The 21,709-nt window shown below is 48.8% G+C and carries 15 protein-coding genes; 6 read left to right on the top strand and 9 right to left on the bottom strand.

Annotated elements, in window-relative coordinates:
• Positions 1–181: 181 nt before the first annotated feature.
• The 7 genes from ACFQ3W_RS04300 to ACFQ3W_RS04270 all read right to left on the bottom strand — a co-directional run bounded on the left by ACFQ3W_RS04300 (position 182) and on the right by ACFQ3W_RS04270 (position 9,423).
• The gene (locus tag ACFQ3W_RS04300) at positions 182–1,459 is read right to left on the bottom strand and encodes an MFS transporter (RefSeq protein WP_379316961.1); all 1,278 of its coding nucleotides are present in this window, start codon (positions 1,457–1,459) and stop codon (positions 182–184) included.
• A 28-nt stretch (positions 1,460–1,487) separates the two neighbouring features.
• Entirely contained in the window at positions 1,488–2,390 is a 903-nt protein-coding gene (locus ACFQ3W_RS04295) for a polysaccharide deacetylase family protein (protein WP_379316959.1), read from the bottom strand.
• 73 nt (positions 2,391–2,463) lie between these two features.
• Positions 2,464–2,817: an RDD family protein gene (locus ACFQ3W_RS04290; RefSeq protein WP_379316957.1), complete on the bottom strand. Its 354-nt coding sequence runs from the start codon at positions 2,815–2,817 to the stop codon at positions 2,464–2,466.
• A 322-nt stretch (positions 2,818–3,139) separates the two neighbouring features.
• A complete protein-coding gene (locus ACFQ3W_RS04285) occupies positions 3,140–3,961 on the bottom strand; it encodes a GNAT family N-acetyltransferase (RefSeq protein WP_379316955.1) in 822 nt (273 codons plus the stop codon).
• Between the two features lie 24 nt (positions 3,962–3,985).
• On the bottom strand, positions 3,986–4,984 hold the full coding sequence (locus tag ACFQ3W_RS04280) for a glycosyltransferase (protein ID WP_379317215.1): 999 nt from the start codon (positions 4,982–4,984) through the stop codon (positions 3,986–3,988).
• A 19-nt stretch (positions 4,985–5,003) separates the two neighbouring features.
• The gene (locus tag ACFQ3W_RS04275; RefSeq protein ID WP_379316953.1) at positions 5,004–6,026 is read right to left on the bottom strand and encodes a phosphotransferase; all 1,023 of its coding nucleotides are present in this window, start codon (positions 6,024–6,026) and stop codon (positions 5,004–5,006) included.
• A 181-nt stretch (positions 6,027–6,207) separates the two neighbouring features.
• On the bottom strand, positions 6,208–9,423 hold the full coding sequence (locus tag ACFQ3W_RS04270; RefSeq protein WP_379316951.1) for a stalk domain-containing protein: 3,216 nt from the start codon (positions 9,421–9,423) through the stop codon (positions 6,208–6,210).
• Positions 9,424–9,662: 239 nt separating this feature from the next.
• Between ACFQ3W_RS04270 and ACFQ3W_RS04265 the strand changes: the two genes are divergently transcribed.
• Positions 9,663–10,085 (top strand): hypothetical protein, encoded by a 423-nt coding sequence (locus tag ACFQ3W_RS04265; protein ID WP_379316949.1) that lies wholly within the window; start codon positions 9,663–9,665, stop codon positions 10,083–10,085.
• 173 nt (positions 10,086–10,258) lie between these two features.
• Here ACFQ3W_RS04265 and ACFQ3W_RS04260 read toward each other — a convergent pair whose 3' ends face one another.
• Positions 10,259–12,139, bottom strand: coding sequence for an LTA synthase family protein (locus tag ACFQ3W_RS04260; protein ID WP_379316947.1), 1,881 nt, complete (start codon positions 12,137–12,139; stop codon positions 10,259–10,261).
• Between the two features lie 149 nt (positions 12,140–12,288).
• Positions 12,289–14,841 (bottom strand): glycoside hydrolase family 2 protein, encoded by a 2,553-nt coding sequence (locus ACFQ3W_RS04255; RefSeq protein ID WP_379316945.1) that lies wholly within the window; start codon positions 14,839–14,841, stop codon positions 12,289–12,291.
• A gap of 259 nt (positions 14,842–15,100) precedes the next feature.
• Here ACFQ3W_RS04255 and ACFQ3W_RS04250 point away from each other — a divergent pair, with 259 nt between their 5' ends.
• The 5 genes from ACFQ3W_RS04250 (at position 15,101) to ACFQ3W_RS04230 (ending at position 21,620) form a co-directional block, all read left to right on the top strand.
• On the top strand, positions 15,101–16,423 hold the full coding sequence (locus ACFQ3W_RS04250; RefSeq protein ID WP_379316943.1) for an ABC transporter substrate-binding protein: 1,323 nt from the start codon (positions 15,101–15,103) through the stop codon (positions 16,421–16,423).
• A gap of 118 nt (positions 16,424–16,541) precedes the next feature.
• Positions 16,542–17,438: a carbohydrate ABC transporter permease gene (locus tag ACFQ3W_RS04245; protein WP_379316941.1), complete on the top strand. Its 897-nt coding sequence runs from the start codon at positions 16,542–16,544 to the stop codon at positions 17,436–17,438.
• On the top strand, positions 17,435–18,268 hold the full coding sequence (locus ACFQ3W_RS04240) for a carbohydrate ABC transporter permease (protein WP_379316939.1): 834 nt from the start codon (positions 17,435–17,437) through the stop codon (positions 18,266–18,268). The genes ACFQ3W_RS04245 and ACFQ3W_RS04240 overlap by 4 nt, the downstream gene beginning before the upstream one ends.
• Positions 18,269–18,315: 47 nt before the next feature.
• Positions 18,316–20,064: a cache domain-containing sensor histidine kinase gene (locus ACFQ3W_RS04235; protein ID WP_379316937.1), complete on the top strand. Its 1,749-nt coding sequence runs from the start codon at positions 18,316–18,318 to the stop codon at positions 20,062–20,064.
• A 56-nt stretch (positions 20,065–20,120) separates the two neighbouring features.
• A complete protein-coding gene (locus tag ACFQ3W_RS04230; RefSeq protein WP_379316935.1) occupies positions 20,121–21,620 on the top strand; it encodes a response regulator in 1,500 nt (499 codons plus the stop codon).
• Positions 21,621–21,709 lie beyond the last annotated feature (89 nt).

Below are 21,709 nucleotides of genomic sequence, written 5' to 3'. Positions count from 1 at the left end.
GCAAACAGAACAAAGACCTAGCTGCGGCTAGGTCTTTGTTCTGTCTCCAAGCGTTTGAGCTTCCGCTCACTTTACTATTAAATGTATTTAATGCATCTATTTTAAGATGAAACGCGAATTTGGGGATTTTAGTTCGGTGGCCGCGGCACTCTCACTTAATTCTCTCTTTAGGAAACATATCTCATGTTTTCTTGTATTTATAAAAAAACCACAACGCCAGCAGCAAAGCTGCCGCCGGAATTCCTCCAATCATCAGACGGATGCCCAAAGCAACCGAATCGGGCTGAATGGATTTATGAGCGCTGTACCCGCTATACTCCAGCACCAAGCCCATCACTACAGCTTGCAAGGATACTCCCCATCTGACGATGAACCCGTTCATGCCAAAATACATACCTTCCCTGCGGGCCCCCGTCTTTTTCTCATCATCATCGATAATTTCCGAGAGCATAACGTCGAGCAGCACCATCAGACCGGCCAGGCCGATTCCGACAGCCGCCGCCGTAGCAATTGCAGCCGCAGTCTCTGTTACCAAACCAAACGGAAGCAGGGCCAGCATATAACACGTAACCGCAGCAAGTGCCCCGCGCCGGGGGCCAAATTTAGATGTAATTTTGCCCCACACAAACACAAAAGGAATCGCCGAAATAAAAATAGCACCTAGCAGCAAGGTGTTGAAGCTCTCCTCACGCTCAAGCACATATTTTGTAAAAAACGGAATGGCAGCCGGCAGCAGTGCAAACGTAAACTGGACCAAAAAGCTGCCAAGTACGTACATGACAAAGGTTCGGTTTCCGAGTGTGTATCTTATCGCTTCGGTGATGCGAAATGTGGCTTGGGTTGCTTCGGGATTCTCGCGGCTACCCCAAAGCGACAGGCCTAGAAACAAAGCGGCCAGAACTGCAAAAGCTCCGCCCATGGCCCCCCAGCCAATCTGCGAATACAACAGGGGTGGAATTGCCACTCCCACGATCATTCCTATGATGCCAAGCATTTGGCGCCACGAGGAAACATACGCACGCTCCCGGATGCTTTGGAACATTTCCGGGAACAATGCCGAATAATTCAAGACGACGGTTATGAACATGACATCATATAGAAATACAAAAACGATGAAATAGGGAAAGAGCAATTCATTAGCTGCGGGAGGTGTCCAGAGAAGGGCAAAAACAGCAGCTAAAGGGATAAATCCGAAGGCAATGTAGGGGATACGCCGGCCGAACCGGGTCCGGGTGCGGTCGGACAAATGACCGATGAGCGGATTGAGGATCGCGCCGAGAATGCCATGGAACACCATTGCCAGACTGACCCACGCCGGGCGTAGCCCCAGCACATCGACATAGTAATACACCAAATAGGTGGCGAACGCTTGGGACATTAAATTCACCGCCAAATTTCCCGAGCTGTAAGCTACCTTTTGAAGCTCAGACCTGGGTGACTTAATGGCGGTTTGCTCCATCCTCTTTTTACCCCTTTCCTGTAAATGCCTAAAGCTGCAGCTGCAGGCTCTGCAGATCGCGCCAACTGATTATAACGATGCCTTCTGATGCGATGGCATGTTGCACCTCCGGATCTCGGAAAAGCTCATAATCCCACTGGCGTTTCTCCCATTCGGAATGAATGGCCTTCAATTCCTCCGAGGCTACGGCTGGGTGAATGATGAGTTCGGAAACGCCAGGCTGGAGATCTCGAAGGACCCTAATCGTCGCCTGCTTGTAGCCTTCATAGGTTTCCCCCGGCTGCTTTCCGAAAGGTAACCCGAGCAGATGGTCGAGAATGACTACCCCCATTCGATCCGCCAGCCCAGCGACCTGTGCGGCAAGGACTGCAGCTTCCGGCAGAGCTCTAGCAAGTTCGGGCAGAACTCTTGGCATACGGAAAGGCAACCCGTATTCGGCGCACGCCTCAAACACAACATCCAGAAAGTGATGCCCCGTCGTCAATCCGTATAGACTGCCCATATGATTGTCCAGATGGGTAGGCTTAAGCCCCATGGAAAGGGCCATTTCAATTTGGTTCATTATCTCCAGACGGACCTGCTGTCGCCCGGCCTGTTTTTCGAAGGTAGCAATATCAGCAGGAAAATAACCTTCGTCCGTAACTAGCGTATGAACGGCGCCGTTTCGCGTTACAGGCCCCCATTTGTATTCGTTCCATTCGCTTGTAAACGTCAAATGCACCCCCACGTCATACTCCGGATGCGCAATACTCCAGTTGATGGCTTCCTTCGCCCAGGCGCAAGGCATCATAACTGTGGTCGAGGATACTGCCCGTTCCTCCAGCAATTGAGTAATGGCTACATTTTCGGCATGGCACATACCAAAGTCGTCCGCATTCACAATTAACAGTTTTGCTCCTGGCTCGAACCCTAATTGTTGTACTAATGACACCTTGTATCCCCCGTTTCCGCCTTAGGCTACTTTATTAAAATATCGCTTTCCTAGTAGAGCGCAGATGCTCTCGCTATGGATACAGTCGTGAATTTTTGCTGATGACAAAGGTAGACGCGATCCAGTCATGCAGACCACGTTTTGTTTCACTGAAACCGATCATGATATAACCGATACATAAGATTAATGCCGACAAGATTTGGGCCAAGTATCTTAAAACTGACCTAAAGTACGAGATACGCTCCCCTTCCTCGTCTACGATTACCGCTCCGATCATTCGTTTGCCGATCGTCCCCTGCCACGAAGTACAGGGCAGTACAGTAGAATACAGTCGAGTATCCTGTCCGCCCAGGCGTTTAGAGGAAATAGCCAGTTTACGAGCACTAGTAAAACTCCATCGATGAAGTAAGCCAACAGTCTCATCCAAAATCCGATATAGTCGGGATATGTTTTTCGGTAAATCATATTTTGCCGCTGCTCAGACCCTCCATCTGACCCGTAAAATGAAGGCTTCTGCCAATCTTGAAAAAAACAAAGGTCGACATTGCTTTATACCCTTTCTTTATGCCGTGGGATCAAATCTATACCTATGAATTGCTGCCAAAAATGATTCCTGAGATTATATTCTCCGTTTTCCTAATTATTCCTGCAAATTTAAACAAATAATGACAAATACTCATACAAAAAAGATGCAATAGACTAATCTTTGCACCTTAAAACTTTATTGCATATATAGCTCTCCACACTGTTTAAATTCTACCTCGAACCCGATAGTGATAACTCGTTACCGTACTGAATCCTAGCTTCCCATAAAGCTCCAGCGCCGCCTTGTTGTCCGCCATCACTTGGAGATACATGCTGTCCGCTCCGGCTTCGGCCGACCAGGCAGCTAACGCGTGGAGCAAGCGAATGGCGACTCCTTTGCGTCGGTAGCGCGGGTCGACAATTACATTACTGATCCCAGCCCAGCCTCTCTCGATTACAGCAGTTGCTAATCCAAGTTGCTCGCCCTCTTCTGTAATGGCTGCAAATACCCTCGGCGAAGGCATGTTGGAGAAAATCGACACATATCCCGGACGCCGCGATTCGTCAAACCCCTCCATGCGTAAAAACGCATCAAGCCACCAGCCTTCGGCATTAGGTACGGTTACGACATTTCTGCGAGCATTCACCCGTGCGTTCCGCTGCACCTCCTGGCAAGGGGCAGCCAGCATCAGACAGTTCATGGATACCTCATAGCCAGCAACCTCAAGCTGCTTGTCCAACCCAGAGGGTGCAGATGGACCCACATGAAAATACGGAGGAAGTCCCTGCTCCCTATAAAAAGACTCTACAGTTTTTATCCAATCAGGTGACGGAAACGGCCCAGCAGCCAGCACACTGTTCGCTCTTGTCGTGACACCTTCGTTAGCCCGAAGTCTCCAAGTGCCTAAGCGACGGGATTCACGAGGAGGCCAGCTGTTTGCCGCAAGCTCCTCCAATAAAACCGCCAGTTCTTGAGACGATCTATTCCCCTCGTGTTCCGACTTCGTTCCAACCGCATGATCGGTGCTTACTCTTCGCTCATTCATCAACTTTTCCATCCACCCTTACGCTCATTTTAACCATCCGTCAAAGAAATCCCGGTACCCCTGCTTCATCACGGTTTCCGAAAATTTCTCAAACGCATAATCTCGGTTGTCGGCGGAATATTTTAACGGAGAAGCAGCGGCCATATTCACCAGCTCGAACCAGTTTTTTTCGTTTCCCGAAAAAGCATGCCGAGAGCTGATGTGGTTATAGCACGGATGCTCGGGCTTCACAACAATTTTCCCCATCGCCAATGCTTCGGTCAGCGGCATGGCGAAGGTATCAAACTTCGAGCAGCTCCAATAGACTTTGGCCGAATTCATGAGTTCAAAAATTTCGTCCTGAGTGAGCTTAAATCGCAAATCCACGTTCAGTGGAATGTCGTATTTTTTCATGCTTTCGCGGTAACGTTCCCCGCCGAACACCATGACGACATCCTTATCCGGGTTTTGCCGCGCATATTCCAGCACCAGGTCAGGCCGCCGGTTCTCCTCATCACGCCCGATCCAGAGTACCCGGCGATCGACGATTCTCCCGGGATCAAAATATTTCCGCGCCAGTGTCTCGTTAAAGCCGATCGGAATAACGTCCACGTCCGTCACTCCGAACACCTCGTTCAGCTGCCGCTGCAGAAACGCCGTCTGTACAATGGCTTTGTCCACGATACCGTAAAACGGCTTCATCATCTCATAGCCTGTCAACGCCGGGTCAGGGAAGCTGTGCGGAAACAGTACGCATTTTTCAATGAACATTTTGAGAAAGGTAAACCCTGACACGGTATAGATGACGTGCTCAATTCCTTGGGAGTAGATTTGGTCCAGTACGATGTCGTAATTGACCAGATCCCCCTTCTCATGCTCATATCCCGGAACCCAGTCGTGATTGCTGACATGGCGCTCCGGGGATATAAAGACGATATCGACGCCCAGCTCCAGTGCAATATTACGCAGCCGTTCCGCAAACACTCGCGGCCCCTGAGCTTCGGCAAATTGAATTTTTCGCATGACTAGTCCAACTTTTTTCATATGATCCCCGCCTAATTGGTTAAATGGATCCGGTAGCACCATGGCTTTCGCCAGGCCCAAATCCGCTTTGATACGGATGCGCCTCAAGCTGGGCAAGACAGCCGGCTAAACCCGCCGCCGTCTCATTCCACTGCTGAAGCAATCGTTCTCTTGGCCAGACGCTATTTTCCTGCTTGAGATCCCGTCCGATCAGCAGTATCATCCAAAGGGAAAATACCGCGCCAAAGCAGGCGTATTCCCTAAAGAAAACATCCCGCTTCCATTGTACTCCATGAGCTTGGGACTGGCTGATATATTCGTCAATAATACGTTCACGGTCCGAGGAGGTCATCTGCTTCGAGTAAAGCGGGTGCGACATGTCAATTAGATGGAACAAATCCCAATATGGCGTGTTGAGATGGGCGTGCTCCCAATCTATAATGTACAAGCGTCCGTTCCCGGCAACCGCATAATTGCCGATGTGGAGGTCACCATGAGAGAGCACCTTTGCTCTGTCCGTAGCGCCAAAATAACTTCCCGCCGCTACCTGCCGCACTTCTGTGAAGATGCGGCCCGATAACCCCAGCCGCTGCAAAACGGCTTTCGCTTCATCCTGCCTGTGAAGCAGATCGGCAGCCATCCTTTCTACAGTCGGCTTAGGCCCTGGTATTGCAAGCTCCGGCCAATCCCGCACAGGGGTCGCATGCCACCAAGCGATCAGCCTTGCAACCTGCAAGGCCGTGTCCAGGCGGTAAGTATGAGTTAATTCACCTAAGTCCTCAAAGATAGACCAAGCACCCTGAAGTGACTCCTCATCCCCAGAAGTAACCAGCAGCTTTGGGTACACCGGTGGACAAAAGCTCAGCACATGCTTGTACACCCAAGCCTCCCGGCCCATCGTCTCCTCATTCGTCAGTGGTTTGAAAATATAACTCTCCTCCGGCGTCAGGTAAAACCGCTCAACAAAACGTCCGTTCATCCCTTGGTATAACGGTTCCCTTCGCCATATTTTGCTGTCGTCCAGCGTTCCGTCCGGCCGCACGCATTCGCTTAGATTTCCCATAACGATACCCTGATTTCTGCGTAATTTTTGTATATTTAAGGTTACCTAAAATTTTAAGGGAATGTCAAACCTGGATCCTAGTTATGTAAAAAAGCAGAGCACCCCCAAACAAGAGGGCCGCTCTGCTTTTGTTTTGCCGCTCAAACGGCTCATTGAATTAAGCTCGTTACTCCTGCCGACTTTACTTGGCAGTAGACGGTTCCGAGGTCGGAGTCGTCGTTTGTGGTGTTGTACCTGGTGCTGGATTTTGCACTGGTGGGTCCTGCTTTATAGGCTCTGATGCCGGCTTAGGCGGCGTATACAGGGTAGAAGGAAACGCATTTGACAAGGCATAAATTCTTGAGTTTGTCATGTCAGGAACCGATAAAATGTAAACTTTGTACGTAATTTTCTGAGGATTCAATTGAGTTCCATTGATATCCTTATCCAGTTTTACCGTCAAGGTTGCATCTCGACCTTTACTAACGGAAACGGCTCCACCTTGGGTTAATGCGTTAATGGCATTGTCCTTGCTTATATTACCTTCAGCGGCAATAACGGCATATTTTTCGATAAATTTGTTATCGAGTGGTTGGGTGAAGCTGACAGTAATGCCGTAAGCATCCGAGGTGATATTGGCCTCCTGCACCGCTGGAACAGCCACTTTATCCGCATCGGTGTACAAAGTAATATCACTGGAGCCGTCAGACAGAGCATTTTTACCAGCATAGCTTCCGCTGCCTGCCGAAAGAACAAACACACGATAGCTGACGCCGTTTTGGATCTTCGCTCCGTCCACGTCCGTTGCTCCAGAATTTAGTGTCAGCTTTAGAACGTTTCCGTTCTTGCTGACATAGGTGTATCGAGAACCATCAACCGCTTCAGCTCTTTTCACATCGAAGCTGCCCGCATTTTGCGACTTCACGACCATGACCCGATAATGGCTGATGTTCGTTTCGTCCGCAGCACGGTTGAATTGAACCTGAAGGTCACGGCCATCTTTATTGTCCGCTATATCGGTCGCAACGACATTAGAAGCCGGACCTACACTATTGAAATTGTTCGTCAGTGTAATCTCCGGTGAAGATGAATAGGAGGTCAACGCATTCGTTGTGTTGTTGTTGCTTAACGATAGAACAAAGATACGGTAGCTGACGCCGTTTCGAATAGCCGCTCCATCGACATCTTTTGCCCAGGAACTGAGCGTCTGCTTCAGAACGTTTCCGTTCTTGCTTACATACGTGTATCTATCGCTGGAAACCGCATTAGCCATGGACAAGTCAAAGCTGCCGGCATATTGCGATTTAACAACCATAATCCGATAATGACTGATGTTCGACTCATCCGATGCGCGGTTAAATTGAACCTGAAGGTCGCGGCCATCATTGTTGTCGGCAACATCGGATGCCACAATATTGGATACTTGCCCTACGTTGTTAAAATTGTTCGTGAGTGTGATCTCCGACGAATAAGAGGACAACGCATTCGCAATATAGTTGCTGTTGTTGCTTACCGAAAGAACAAAGACACGGTAGCTGACACCGTTTCGAATCGTCGATCCATCGACATCCTTTGCCCCGGATGACAGTACTTGGGAGAGCGTGTACCCGTTCTTGCTTACATACGTGTATCTATCGCTGTTAACCGCATTGGCTTTGGATAGATCAAAGCTGCCCGCATACTGCGATTTCACGACCATGATCCGGTAGTGGCTGATGTTCGATTCATCCGATGCCCGGTTAAAGGATACCCGCAGGTCGCGACCGTCGTTATAATCACTCACATCGCTTAATGCCAGATTTGAAACCACACCGACGCTGTAGCTGTTCATCAATGTAATTACGCTGGAAGCGGAGGATAAGGTGTTAGTTCCATTGTAATAACCACTGCCTACCGCCATAACAAATACCCGATAGTTAACACCGTTACGGATCGTATCCCCGTCAACGTCCCGCGCCCCGGAAGAGAGCGTCTGAGTCAGGGTATTTCCTCCGGTCTTATTCACCTGCGTATAATTCCAACCGGATACGCCATTGGCTTTCGTCAAATTGAAGTAAGAATAATTGCTGTCTTTCACTACGAAGATCCGGTAAGCGCTGATTTTGGATTCATCGGCGACCCGCGTAAAGGTCACTCGTAAATCCCGACCATCCCCGTTATCGTTTATATCTTCAACCTTATTGATGACCGGCGTGTTGGAACCGATGCTAAGCGTGATTGAAGACGATCCCGTAGACAACTTGCTGGCTATCGTATTCGTATTATTGCTAACGGACATCACAAATACAGTGTACGGAACTCCATTCTTGATCAATTCGCCAGAGGTATCTCTCGACGAGGAGGACAGCGTTCCCGTCAGCGTTGAGCTGCTGCCGGATTTATAAACGACCGTTGAATATGAGCTGGACACGTTGTTAGCCGCAGCCAGATTAAAGGATCCGGCATCTTTCGTCTTAACAACAAAAATCCGGTAGTTGTTGATGCTGCTCTCATTTTGCGGTCTGGTAAAGCTAACGGTTAAATCCCGACCATCACCATAGTCATTAATATCGCTCACATTCACATTCGTCGCAGCCGGTACCGAGTTATCCCGATCCAGTGTCACAACCGGAGAAGCGCTTGAGAGCGCATTCGAGCTGTTCCCTTTGCCTACGGCTAATACAAACGCAGCGTAAGGCTGATTTTCTCGGATGAGTGCGCCGTCTACGTCACGCGAGCTGGACGTAAGTCTAACGACCGGATCGTTGCCGGTGGCTGACAATGTCGTGTAGTTGCCTGACGATACTCTTTGAGCCGCCGTCAAATTGAAGCTGGATGCATTTCCGGACTTCACAACAAATACCCGATAATGGTCAACGCGGGATTCATTGGACGACTTCGAGAAGCTGACCTCAAGGTCGCGTCCGTCTCCGGCATCTCCCACATCACGACCGGTAACGTACGAAACCGGATATGGATCCGACGACCCTGGCTGATCATCCCCGCCGGAACCGGAAGTGATGATCGTAACGATTTTACTTCTGCTGTCCCAGTTCACTTCCTGACCGAGCGCCTCGCTCACAAAACGGACAGGTACCATCGTTCTTCCCTTCACGCTTTGAGCCGGTACATCAAGCAGGATACCTTCATTGTTAATCATCGCAGCTTTATTCTTCATTTTCAGTACGATCTTCGTACCATCTTTTTGCGCGGTCACGGTTTGCTGTGCCCCATTCCAGGATACCGTCGCACCGAGCGCCTCAAATATGGCACGCATCGGCAGCATAACCCGACCCTTGATCGTGACAGGTGCTTGATCCGTCGCCAGACGGCTCCCGTCAATATAAACACTAATACCTGCGGCCGCTTGCGCTTGTGTTTGCAGCAGCAACGGAATGACTAGCATTGCCGATAAAAAAGCCGATAAAAACTTCCTCACTCGTTTACCCTCCTATATTTTGGCAAAATAAGTGTTAAATATTGCCTACTCCCCATTTGACGTTCTAATACTGGCAAAAGTTTCTCTCCCTAGGCGGCTTATTGAAAAAAATTTACCAAAAATGAGTAAAAGGGAATCTATTCTCATTTGAAACTTCATTTCCTTCTCATTCGTATTATTTTAAGACAGGCAACTTTAACCCCAATGAACAACAACCCATTCGGAGAGGATATTACACTATGAAAATAAAACAGGTTATCATTGTTGGCACGATGGCGTTTGTGATTACACTAAGTCCAAGTTTGTCCGGTTATTTGTCCAGCTTGGCTTACGCTGCAAATCCATCCAAGCCGACCAGCTTCAGCAGCCCTGACAAAACCGAAAACCCGCGGGATGAGCTTAACAGCCTGCTTGGCATGTCCTCGGATCAAGAAGTGTATGAAGCGCTGCTTGAGGGACAATCGCTGGCGGATATCGCTGAATCTCATGAGCAGGATGCAGATCGCGTAATCGATCTTCAGGTTGACCAGATGAAGGAACTGCTAATGCAGCGTGTCCTGCAGGGGAGCTTATCTCAAGAAGCCTATGAGGAACAGGTCAGGGAGCTGCCGGAGTTGATCGCAAACAGCGTACATACCAGGTATGCTGCGATAACCAGTTGAACTTATAGTTAAGAGAAAACCTGGCGGAAATCACCGCCAGGTTTTTTTGTGTGCAAATCGTTACTGTTGTGATGACCGAGGAATAACCATTTATCGAAGAATAGCATAACTCATAGAAAACGGACCAGAGCGAAATGCCCGGTCCGTTTTTGATTCTTTCCTGTTTTGATTAGTTACTGTCCCCGTTTGGGGAGCAGCTTCACATACTCATCCGACAGCTTCATCAGCTTCAGAACGTAATCATAATCCGTGCGATATGCGGAGATGTCGGTTACAGGCTGGAGCGTCTTCAGCGAGACCGCCGTACCATCGTCGAACCCTTTGCCCGGAACGAACATCACTTCATCGTTAAAGAACGACCCGGTCGGCAAATAATACCGCATCCCCATCACGTTACGATCGACATTTAGTAAATCGTGTCCCATTGCCGTAAAGCCCTCATCCTCAAGCGATACCCCAAGCAAATTGGCGATCGTTGGCAAAATGTCTACCTGACCACCGGTGCGCTCTACAACTTGACCGGATTTCCCGCCTGGAATATGCATGATTAACGGAATATTGAAGCGGCTGATCCGGTCGTCGTAAGGAACACCCACTTTGTCTGTGATTTCCTCAGGACTTACCGCATCCGGCTGTATTCCAAAATGATCCCCGTAAAATACGAGCATCGTATTGTCCCACATTCCCGCTTGCTTCAGCCGATCGATCAAAGTACCGATTGCATAATCCGTATAGTTGATCGCAGCGATATAGTTGCCTAACGTCGTCCCCTCCAGATCAGCCGGGATAGTGATATGCCGCCGGTCCTTCGGGACGACAAACGGGGAGTGGCTCGATGTGGTAACGAACTGCGCGTAAAACGGCTTGTTTTGCGCCTTGATCTCCGTCAGTTTTTCAATCCCAACTCGGTACATTTCCTCATCGGACGCACCAAAATCATTAAAATGATCGTTTGTGTAGTATGGCTTATCATAATATTTATCGAAATTGAGTGCCGGATACAGCTTGTTGCGATCCCAGAAGGTTACCTTGTTAATGTGAAACGTATTTGCTTCATAACCCTTTTTTTGCAGCAGACGAGGCAAGCTTGGCAGCTCGCGGTCGCCGTAGCCCGTCGACATGGCGATCTCGGCCGTAGGGTAAATCGACGTATTAGACATAAACTCGGCATCCGAGGTATTTCCTGGACCAATCTGCTGGAACACGTGCGGGAAGTAGAATCCTTCCTTGGCAAGCCCGTTTAGAACAGGCGTAATTTCCTGACCGTTCAACTTCTGATTAATCGGAAAGTTTTGAAAAGACTCCATTTGAACAATGATGAGATTCTTTCCTTTTGCCGCTCCAAAATATTCAGCCTTACTCGCCTGCCCACTCGTACGATATGGATAGCTTTGCTCCAGCTGCTTGATTTTGGCGATTGTCTCTTTGAGATCCCCTTCCGCAATCTTCTGTTCCGCTTCTTGGTTGCGTAGAGCGGCATCCACCTGAAAATTCAGGAAGCCGACGCTTTCAGCTCTGACCAGCTCGTTGTCAATTCCTTTGCCCGAATGGATGTATATCCCGGAGAGCAGCAGGCTGACGATCATCACAAAGGAAACGCCTACCTTCCAGAACAGTCCACCGCGCGGACGTCGTGAGCGAAAGCTCAACTCTCTTACTGAACGGACATTGATGCTATAGCCGGAGCTGAAACCTCCGCGGCGTCTCCGATTGACGGACCGAACGATCGCGATAATAGCCAGTATAAATAAATCGACAAAATATAAGAACTGCTGAGGTTGTAACAATGCCCCGACGCTAGCCTTCACTTCCGGCACCTGGTTTAAACCGCTAAGCACCGCATAGGTAGGTACCGTTCCAAAATAAGCGTAATAGACCGTTGCGGCGAACAGCGTGAATGATAACAGGAAGTTGAATACCCAATAAACGGCCGACTTTCCTTTGGATGGCGTAATCAGCTCCACCAAGCATAACAGCGCCAGTACGGACAGAACCTCGCCAGGGAGACCTCTGACATGAAGTCCGCCATAAAAGAAAAACCTTAACAGCAGCAACTTTGCAAAAATTAGTATAAAGGTTTCAATGAATTTGTAGTGTCTGGAAGTAAGTATGTTTCCCCATCTCTTTTCCCTGGAGTGTTGCCCCGTTTTTACGAAAACCACGGTTTTCTATCTGTATATTATAGCACGGTAAAATCCAGAGTCTAATCCATGATAAAATCGACCATTGACCGCACCTGCAGCTTGCCAGGAACCCCTGAAACAAAGGCCTCACTGCTTGTGCTCCCGCCGCGTTGTCTAAATTCTACCATCATCGGAACACCGGGCAGCAAATCGAAGAAATTGTCGGAAAAGATGCCTTCATGCTCCGCGGAAATCCATACTTGGCGTACCAGCACATCGCTTTTCAGTTCGAAGGCGGTTCCCTGAGAACCTGGAACCTCCCGGACAGCAATCTTCGCCTTTGGCAGTGCGAGATCCTTAGCCGGTACGAAATAGTACGGCTTACTGTCCACCGTCTCCCCGTTCAGCTCCAGTCCTGCGTTCAACACGACCCCAGCCGGATCTCGCCCTTCGAGCAAATCCTCAAAGTGAAGTGTGCATACATGACTAACGGAATCGGCAAAGGCATGCACCGAGTAGGTTTTTTCCGCTAGCAGTCCTCCATGGATATCATAGAGCGATAACCGGAGCACCCCTTGAGTATCGTGCCGCAAATCAGATACCACCGAAACTGCGATCTCTCCATCCTTGGACTCTTGAACCGTTAACATCAAGTCGCGGAAGCTTCTGCGGACTACATACTGCAGTGCCTTCCAGCGTCCGTAATAATCCATTCCGGCCCAGGAAGCTACCGGCCAGCAATCGTTCATTTGCCAGTAAAGCGTCCCCATGCAATATGGCTTATGAACGCGGTGAGCCTCGATCGCCGTTTGAATCGCCTGAGCCTGCAGCACCTGGCTCATATATAGGAACGATTTAAAATCTTTTGGCGTAGGCAAATACATGTCCATGTATTCCTTTATTAGCTGATTGCCCCGTCCGTTCTTCTGATGGGCGAGCATAATGTCGGATTCCAGCGCGAGCTCGGTTTCTGGTGCATACTTTAAGACAGAGTCCAGCTCTGGAAAGGATTGAAACCCGTATTCGCTCATAAACCGTCCGATATGCGTATGATAATTCGCAAACGGCTCCACGGCATGCCAAACGCCCCAGTAGTGAATGTCCCCTTCCCCGGACAACTGATGAGCGTGCTGATTCGCATCCCCTGTCAATTCCCGCAGCGGTGAGGAAGGCCAGTAATCAATCCCACCCGCGAACCGTTCCACCGCCTTTGGTAAAACGTCATGGAATATGGCTTCGTAATCAGCCCAAATGCGCTCGCGCTGGTCTGAGTCATATTTCTCCTTCCAGCCCCAGCCCGCTTTCACGTAGTGGGCCCAGGCCGAGTCGATCTCGTTGTTCCCACACCATAAAGCGAGACATGGATGGTTCCGCAGACGCTTAATATTGTCCTCGGCTTCCAGAGCGATATTGCTTAGAAACGCCTCGTCCCCCGGATACATACTGCAGGCAAACATAAAGTCCTGCCATACCAGAAGTCCATATTCATCGCACAGCTCGTAAAAAATATCGGCCTCGTAAATGCCGCCGCCCCAAACGCGAAGCATGTTCATACCGCATTCCGCAGCCGTGGCGATCTCATGCCGGTAGCGCTCATGCGTTACTTCCGTTACAAAGCTGTCGTTCGGGATATGGTTGGCGCCTTTGGCAAACACAGGAACTCCATTTAGCTCAAAGCGAAAGGACGCGCCGGCTTCGTCTTTTTCACGAACTAGCTTAATTTGACGCAGCCCTGTTCTTACCGATCTTTCCGCTACAGTCCGATTCTGCGCCGGCTCCACAAGTTCCGCGCGGAAATGGTACAGCGATGGCTCACCGAGCCCGCGGCACCACCAAAGCCGGGGATTTTGCATGAACAGCTCCAATTCAACTTCCTGCACGCCAGGCTGCAAGGAGATCTTTTTCTCCCATACCAACTCATCCGTGGACACGCGAAGCACGCCCTCCCAGCCTTCGGTCGAGTCGATGGATACAAGGGCGGTCAGCTTTGCCGCTTCCGCTGTCACCTGGTCCTGGCGAATGAACAAGTCGGTCATGGCAGGTCCTGACCAGCCCTCGATCCGAGCCTCACGCCAAATGCCGCTCGTTACAAAACGCGGTCCCCAGTCCCAGCCGTAATGGTAAGGGGCTTTACGGGCAAAAATGCTAACTCTTTGTTCTCCCATCCCGCCGAGCTCCGACTGATCATTTGATGCGGGAAGCGCGTAGCCGAGCTTCTCCAGCTTCGGTAAATCCTCGGCGATCGGAGAGCGGAACCGAACGACGATCGTATTCATGCCTTTGTGCAGCAAGGGCTTTATGTCCGCTCGCCAGCGGCGAAACATATTATCGGCCGACAAGGCGTGCACGCCATTAATGGATACATCCGCATAGGTGTCTAGCCCGTCAAAGACGATGTCAACATGCGCCAGCGTCTCCCAAGCAGGATCAAGCTCGAAGCTCGCCCGGTACTCCCAATCCTTTTTATCAATCCACTGCAGCTTCTCTTCATTCGTTCCGTAAAAAGGATCTGAAATAATGCCGTTGGCCAGCAAATCGGTGTGCACTGTCCCTGGCACATGTGCCGGCAGCCACGTTTCCTCGTCACACGCTTTAAAGCTCCAATCGCTCAACATATATTGATAGTTGTTCATAAAGCCCTCCATTAGGAATGTAAGATATGACTCATTATAACTAATTTTCAATGATTTTGTTAGTGCTTTGTTAGTTTTAGTTATTAAAATAAATTTACCTATTTACACTGCTTTTAGACTCAAATCATATATACGCCGTATCTCGCTCGTTAAAACAAGCAAAATGAAGACAATTAATAATAACACAGTACATTTTCATTATTATAACAAACAGTTACAATAAGTTTGTAAGCGCTGACATTATTTTGAATAAGGAGCGATGAAATTGAAAAAGCACTTTTTAATTCCTTTTATGCTCGTCTTTGCTTTAACCGGTGTGCTGTCAGGCTGCGGCGGAGGAAACGGCACCGACAACAGCGCAGATAATGCCAAAAACACGGCCAACTCGGGGAAAGAGCAAGGCAAAACCGGTAACGAAGCCAAACCACTCAGCGGCAAAGTAACCTTCCTCACCAACCGTACCGACATGATTGGCAAAGAATACGACGAGTACGTCAAACGTTTCAATGAAAAGTACCCGGACATCAAGATCGAATTTGAAGCGAGCCAAACGGACTATAATCAGCAGGCCAAGGTTCGTATGGCCAGTGGTGAGCTTCCGGACCTGATGTTCATTCCTGACATTCCTAACTCAGATTTGCCCAAATACTTTGCGCCGCTGGACGACCTGGGCCTTAGCTCAGAAATTACCTTCAAAGATTTTAAAGCTTATGACGGCAAGCTCTATGGGATAACGACTGGCAACTCTACTTCTGGAATCGTTTACAACAAAAAAGCCTTTGCCGATGCCGGAATAACGGAAATCCCAAAAACTTGGGACGAGTTTTTAGCGGCCTGCGAAAAACTGAAGCAAAACGGCGTCATTCCCCTTGCCTCCAACTTCAAAGACAAATGGCCTCTGGGCAGCTGGGTTTATGACATGCCTAGAGTGATTGAAAACAACCGGGATTTTCCGAATTCACGAATCAATATGGAAGCCCCGTTTACGATGGATAACGGTTACGGCAAGGCAATGAGCTTGATCAAAGAACTAGCCGATAAAGGGTATTTAGAAAAAGACATCAATTCGACGAACTGGGAGCAGTCCAAAAAAGATGTGGCAAACGGCAAAATGGGCATGTATTTCCTTGGCAACTGGGTGATCAACCAGGTGATCGGCGTTGGGGCCAAATCCGATAACATCGGCTTCTTCCCGCTTCCTTTCGACAATTCGGGAGAGCTTAGAGCTGCATTCAACCCTGACTTTTTCTATGCGGTTAACAAAAACAGCAAAAACCTGGAGGCAACAAAGGCCTTTCTGAAATGGATGCTGGAGGATTCCGGATACGAGGACTTCGCCGGGTTCATTTCCCCGCTGAAGGGCCGGGAATCGAAGCTGACGCAACTGGCTGACTTTCAGGCCACCGGTGTAGAACTGCAAGAAGGTATGCCCGATGATCCGAAAGTGATCGAAATTTCTAATAAAGCGCAAATCGACCTGCCGGCGATTGCCCAAGAATTTGTGCTGGCGAAAGATCCGCAGGCCGTTCTTGATAAATGGAATAAAGCGTGGGCGAAAGCCAAGCAGGAGTTGGGCTATTGACCCGGCGACTTCAAAATTCAAGTAGATAACAAGAGAAAAACAGTGCCAAATGGATTGTCGGTTTCAGCGATAATCCATTTGGCTTTCCACATAAGCCGACGGAAAGAAGGGAACGTAGATGTTTGGAACCCTATCCTACAAATCGCAAAAAAATATCATCATCGTCTCATTTTTGTTAATTCCGCTTACCCTACTCTTACTCTTCACCTACTACCCCGCAGTAAAGCTGGTGATGTTCAGCTTCACCGATTGGGACGGATACAGCCCAGAAAAACCGTGGGTCGGGTTAAGTAATTATAAAGAGGTGTTCTCAAACCCCGACATCTTCGGCGTATTTGCCCACAACTTCGCTTATTTCATTATGGGTATTATTCAAAATATCGTCGCCATTTATTTTGCCGTCATCTTAAACGGCAGGCTGCGGGGCAGAAACGCGTTTCGCCTGCTGCTGTTTCTCCCCTATATCATGAACGGCGTCGCCGTCGCTTTCATGTTTGGCTACGTGTTCGACACCACCCAAGGCTCGCTGAACTTATTTTTGCAAAGCCTCGGGCTGACCGGGCTGGGCGAAACGAGCTGGCTCGGAACCGAAGGCCTCGTCAACTATTCCCTGGCCTCGACAGGCCTTTGGCGTTTCATGGGGTACAACATGGTGATTTATATTGCATCTCTGCAGGCCATCCCCCGGGATATTTACGAAGCCGCTAAAATCGACGGGGCCGGTGCAATGCAGACGTTTTGGCGGATTACACTGCCGAACATGAAGTCGGTCATTCAGTTAAACCTGTTCCTTACCGTTACCGGCGCCCTGGAAGTGTTCGACCTTCCTTTTGTTTTGACGAAAGGCGGCCCGGCTGGAGCAAGCCAAACTTACGTACAGCGTGTAGTAGAAACTGCCTTTGCCTACAATCATTACGGTCTGGCTTCGGCGATGAGCATTATCCTGCTGCTGTTCGTCATCGCGGTCGTGGCGCTTCAGCAGTTTGTTCTTAGCAGAGGAGGAGACACCAAATGAAACGAAGCAAATTCGCCTTGCTCGACGTGTTAAAATACATCACCCTGCTGATTGGAGTTTTTGTTGTTTTGTTCCCTCCATATATCGTTATCGTTAACTCTTTCAAATCCGGCGATGAGTTTAATACGGCCAGCACGATGGCGCTTCCGAAGAGCTTCCTTAACTTTGACAATTTCCGGGTCGTATTTGAGCGAGGCGGGCTGTTAAGCGGATTCGGCAATACGCTGATCATCATTTGCGTTTCCCTCTTCTTTAACATTTTGTTCGGAACGATGGTCGCTTACGTGCTTGGAAGGTTTTCTTTCAAACTAAAAAAAGCCGTTTTCGGCCTTTATCTGTTCGCTACCGTCATTCCCGGCATTACGACCCAGGTCGCTACCTTCGGAATTATCAAGTCACTGGGCTTATACAACACGCTTGGCGCCCCGATCATTTTGTATATTGGAGCGGATGTCATTCAAATCATTCTTTATTTGCAGTTTATACGCAACATTCCGGTCGATCTCGACGAGAATGCGATGGTGGAAGGAGCCTCGCTGTTCCGAATTTATCGCTCGATCATTTTCCCGCTGCTGACACCGGCGACGGCCACGTTAATTATTTTAAAGACAATTAGCATTTATAACGATATGTACACGCCGTATTTATATATGCCCAAGCAAAGCCTGGGTGTTGTCACAACGGTGTTGATGCGGTTTCAAGGTGTCAACATAGCGGATTGGAACCTGATCAGTGCGGCAATTTTGCTCATCCTCCTCCCGACCGTGGTGCTGTATTTCCTCCTGCAAAAATATATTTTTGAAGGTGTTACCACCGGTGCGGTAAAATGATAAGCAATCTGACTCGAAAAGTCTGGCTGTGCTTTGCCAACTTGTCCATGCAGAAGAAACTGGTGATCATCTTTATTTTCCTTATTTCTCTGCCGATCACCTATGTTAGCTTCATTTCTTACAGATCCAGCTTTTCTTTGGTTCAGAGCAGCACCACCGCAGCCGCCAATCAAATGACGGATAACGCCATGGACAAAGTGGATCGCTATATTGCGGATTTAAAACGGTATACGATCCTTCCGCTTTACAACAAGGATGTGCAGAAGTATTTGGATCAGCGGGGAGCTGACTGGGATAAACGAACGACGATCGACATCTTTCTGTTGTACTTAAACAATACGAAAGAAGAAATTTTGTCCGCCTATCTGGTGGACCGCTACGATGCAGTATTTTTTAGTCGAAAACCTGGAATAAACGCGCTGTACCCGGAAACTAGACTGGAGGGTTGGAAACAGCTAGCTAGAAAATACGGCACAGCTCCGGCTCTTGTCGGAACCCATCCAATTCGTGTCAATGAAAACGAAACTCGCCAAGTATTTACCGTCATCCGATCCGTTCAATCCACCAGCTCGCTAAAGGATATCGGTATCATCGCGATCGATGTCGATACTCGGCTGTTCGAGGGGATTATAAATCCCCTGAATGCCGTTACTCATGGAGACGCCTTTATCGTGGACGAATATGGGAAGGTCGTCTACAACAGCAACCCTGCAAAGCTTGGGGAGGATTTGAGTCAAAGGCTCCTGCTGGGCAAGGCTGCGAAACCACGCGGCAGCTTCCAGCTCGAAATGGATGGCAAGCCGTATATTGCCGTCTACACGGTGTCAGAGCAGACTGGGTGGAAGACCTTGGTCTACATGCCGATAACCGAGCTGCTAGCGCCTATGAAGCAGAACCGGAATGCGCTAATCATCACCACCTTATCCATCATTTCATTCGCTCTTATGGTTGCTATTCTTTTGTCCTATGCACTTACGAAGCCCCTCAAACGGACCGTTCAGTTAATGAAACAGGTGCAGCGCGGCAATCTTGATGTATGGGTAAACGTAAAATACAACGACGAAATTGGCATGCTAGGCAGCCACTTTAATCGAATGGTCAGACGCGTCAGGGATCTACTGGACGAGGTGCATGAAACCGAAAAAAGTAAACAACAAGCCGATATGCTGGCACTGCAAAATCAGATTAATCCGCATTTTATTTACAATACGCTTGAATCGATCCGGATGCTTGCAGAACTGAATGACGACGACCAGGTTGCCGAGCTTACTTACCTGCTAGGTCAGTTGCTTCGCTATAGTATTACCCGGAGCGCCGACGAAAGCGTCACGGTAGGTCAAGAAATCGAGCATGTTCGTAATTATTTGTTCCTTCTGCAGATCCGTTTCCCGGATAAGTTTGCGTTTCGGTTAGATATTCCGGATCACCTTTATTCGCTGCCGATCACCAAGCTGGTGTTCCAGCCAATTGTCGAAAACGCTGTTTTTCATGGACTGGAAAAGCGGGATGGCACCGGCACGATCACGATTAAGGGATGGACTGACCGCAGCGATGTCCTCTTTGCCATACACGATGACGGGGTGGGTATGACCGGGGAGCGTCTGCTCTCTCTAAATCACAGCTTGAGGGATGGAAAGGCGGATAAATTCGGAATCGGGCTCCGCAATGTTTATGAGCGGATCAAGCTTCATTACGGTCCCAGCTCACTGCTTACCGTCAACAGCAAACCGGGACTAGGAACCACCGTCACTTTAAAAATTACCGGCCTGCTCGGCGTAGATGCGTCAAGGAAGTAACACGGTCCGATCTAAGTCGAGCGTTGAAATCAACCATGTGTTAAGGAGGGAAGCTAATGCTGCGAATCGTGATTGTTGACGATGAAGCTTCGATCCGCGAAGGACTCGGCAAAATCATCGGCAAAGAAAGCTGGCGATTTGTCGTGGCTGGCTTATTTGCCAATGGTCAGCAGATTCTCGATTTCATGAACGAAGAAGAGATCGATGTGATTATCACCGATATCAGGATGCCTGTCCTAGATGGGCTGGAATTAATCAAGCAAGTAAAAAGCTGTCGTCCGGAAATCCGCTGCATCATGATGAGCGGGTTCACCGATTTTGAATATGCCCGGCAAGCACTCCGTTATTCTGCTGTTGACTACCTGCTGAAGCCGATCAATAAAAAGCAGTTGTTCCATTTGCTCTATACGTTGGATGAGGAAAAAACAGCGTTACAAAACAAAGAACAGCATATCCGGCAGGGGCTGCTGCTCTCTTACATAAAATGCTCGCCCGGGCTTTGCACCAAGCTTCCGCGGTTATCGCTGCCCGGGGCTTATTTTAACGTCTTCGTCTTCAAAAGCAGTGATCTTGACGGGCTGCAAAACAGTATACGGCATTTTGAACATTGTACCTCCTCTCGCAATTGGGATCTGGTGGATACTGGCGAGGCAGGACTTGCTTTAGTATGTTATTTTTCTAAAGAGCCTGGTGACGGTGAAATTCGGGGCCTCGCCAAGGAAATTCAAGCAGTATGTCCCCTCGGACGAATTCTAGTTGGTTCCAGCCCATGCTATCATGAGCCTGACCTCCTAAATCAGGCATATGCTGAGGCGAAACGAGCATGCGAATTTGGAATTTACTTGCCTGAGCTATGGGGATACAGCCATATCCTCGATATCCGCGAACCAGGTACCCGGTCAGACACCACTGAATTGTTTGCTGCTTACCGGGATGATTTGGTCAATGCGCTGCAAATATTGAGCATACCGCAGACAAAAACGTGCCTGGAGGGCATCTTTGATCAAGTTTTGAAACAAAAAATCCCGTTAGAATCATTTGCTTTACTATGCCGTCTCATCATCGAGACCGCTTCGGCCGAGCTGCACGAATGGGGAAAAGCATGCAGTCCTGTACTTGGAAATGACCTCGAAGCAGCACTCGCAAGCTGCCTTAGCTTTCGTGAAATTCAGCGAAAATTTATCGGGGAATTTATCGGAATCCTGGATCGGATTAGAACAGGGCGCTTGGCGCTGGCCGGCAAATCGGTAGAAACGGTAAAACGCTGGATCGCCGATCACTATGATCAGCCTGCAGAATTAACCTATCTGGCTAACCTGGTGTATTTGACGCCAAGCTACTTAAGTAAGCTGTTCAAGCAGGAAACTGGAATGACGATTACTGACTACCTGATCGAGTTTCGGATTAAGAAAGCCAAACACTTGCTGCGAGCGTCGAACGAACTCAAAATCCACGAGATCGGCCGCACCGTCGGGTACCCCGATCCTGCCTATTTCAACAAGCTTTTTAAGCGTATGGTCGGTTTGACTCCTAATGAATATAAGAAGATTACTTAAGCTCACATTTGTAACTTCCATTGAAATCATAATTAAATTTTTGGATAAAACATAGTATGATGATCTATAACTGTTTTATCTCTGTTTGC

This window comes from Paenibacillus puldeungensis (genome assembly GCF_042678945.1).
Lineage (GTDB): Bacteria > Bacillota > Bacilli > Paenibacillales > Paenibacillaceae > Fontibacillus > Fontibacillus puldeungensis.
The sequence above is the reverse complement of the archived record's forward strand: the minus strand, read 5'-3'. Positions and strand labels throughout refer to the sequence as shown.

Coding starts and splice junctions, on each gene's coding strand:
- ACFQ3W_RS04250 (WP_379316943.1), top strand. CDS start 15,101: ATGAAATTGAAAAAGCACTTTTTAATTCCTTTTATGCTCGTCTTTGCT.
- ACFQ3W_RS04285 (WP_379316955.1), bottom strand. CDS start 3,961: ATGAATGAGCGAAGAGTAAGCACCGATCATGCGGTTGGAACGAAGTCG.
- ACFQ3W_RS04300 (WP_379316961.1), bottom strand. CDS start 1,459: ATGGAGCAAACCGCCATTAAGTCACCCAGGTCTGAGCTTCAAAAGGTA.
- ACFQ3W_RS04240 (WP_379316939.1), top strand. CDS start 17,435: ATGAAACGAAGCAAATTCGCCTTGCTCGACGTGTTAAAATACATCACC.
- ACFQ3W_RS04245 (WP_379316941.1), top strand. CDS start 16,542: ATGTTTGGAACCCTATCCTACAAATCGCAAAAAAATATCATCATCGTC.
- ACFQ3W_RS04265 (WP_379316949.1), top strand. CDS start 9,663: ATGAAAATAAAACAGGTTATCATTGTTGGCACGATGGCGTTTGTGATT.
- ACFQ3W_RS04235 (WP_379316937.1), top strand. CDS start 18,316: ATGCAGAAGAAACTGGTGATCATCTTTATTTTCCTTATTTCTCTGCCG.
- ACFQ3W_RS04280 (WP_379317215.1), bottom strand. CDS start 4,984: ATGAAAAAAGTTGGACTAGTCATGCGAAAAATTCAATTTGCCGAAGCT.
- ACFQ3W_RS04255 (WP_379316945.1), bottom strand. CDS start 14,841: ATGAACAACTATCAATATATGTTGAGCGATTGGAGCTTTAAAGCGTGT.
- ACFQ3W_RS04275 (WP_379316953.1), bottom strand. CDS start 6,026: ATGGGAAATCTAAGCGAATGCGTGCGGCCGGACGGAACGCTGGACGAC.
- ACFQ3W_RS04230 (WP_379316935.1), top strand. CDS start 20,121: ATGCTGCGAATCGTGATTGTTGACGATGAAGCTTCGATCCGCGAAGGA.